The 289-nt window shown below is 48.1% G+C and carries 1 rRNA gene; it reads left to right on the top strand.

The features are described 5' to 3' along the window. A 23S ribosomal RNA gene (locus NE665_RS24320) occupies positions 1–289 on the top strand; the annotation flags it as partial.

The raw sequence follows: 289 nt of genomic DNA, 5'->3' as shown, positions 1-289 counted from the left end.
GGATTTGTCAGTAGCGATACGAAGCAATGAATTGAAGCCCCAGTGAACGGCGGCCGTAACTATAACGGTCCTAAGGTAGCTAAATTCCTTGTCAGGTAAGTTCTGACCCGCACGAAAGGCGTAACGATTTGGGCGCTGTCTCGGCAGCAGACTCGGTGAAATCTTAGTACCTGTGAAAATGCAGGTTACCCGCAACTAGTCGGAAAGACCCCATGGAGCTTTACTGTAGCCTGATATTGAAATTTGATCAAAGATTTACAGGATAGGTGGGAGGCGAAGAGGATTGCAC

Origin of the sequence: Clostridium sp. DFI.1.208 (assembly GCF_024463855.1) — a bacterium.
Taxonomy (GTDB): Bacteria; Bacillota_I; Bacilli_A; order Erysipelotrichales; family Erysipelotrichaceae; genus Clostridium_AQ.
This window is presented reverse-complemented; position numbering and strand designations above follow the sequence as displayed.